This window comes from Vibrio sp. 2033 (assembly GCF_033339735.1).
The window spans coordinates 1-558 of sequence record NZ_JAWOVC010000672.1; the positions used below are offsets into that span (position 1 = coordinate 1).

The window sequence follows — 558 nt, forward strand, 5'->3', positions numbered from 1 at the left end:
AACTGTTCAAATTGGTAAGTGCCATCGGTGTTTAAAGTGATGCTTAATACCACCTCTCCCGTGCCAGCTACGGTTAACGTGATGTTACTGCCATCTTCAGACAAGGTCGCAACCGTCGCTTGGTTGTCACTCAACAAACCATCAAATTGCGACAAACTTTCCTGATTAAAAGTGACAGAAGCCAACTGGTCACTGCCAATTTCGACAAACGTCCCCATAATTGGCGTCGATGAAGATTCTTCGTTCTCAAACGAGATGTCTTGCGGCGCTGGATTATCGCCATCGATAATCGTCGTGACAAAATCAATTGGCGTACGAATGCTGTTACCACCAATATCGGTACCCGTCATCTCAAACTCAATACTGATGCGGTCACCAACAATCGACACCTGCCCGTCATCTACAGACGCAACATGGTCAATGCCTTGGCTTATGGTGGTCGTCACCTCCAACTCGATATCACGACCTAGCGAAGTCGCTTCAATTTCAATGCGTAGGACTTCATTGCCATCTTGAACACCAATGATGGCATTTTGCGCTTCATCGTATGAGAACTCG

Annotated in this window: 1 protein-coding gene; it reads right to left on the reverse strand. The window is 46.6% G+C overall.

Translation table 11 applies throughout. The features are described 5' to 3' along the window. On the reverse strand, positions 1–558 hold a 558-nt coding region (locus R7P74_RS28420; RefSeq protein WP_318124035.1), incomplete at both ends, for a hypothetical protein.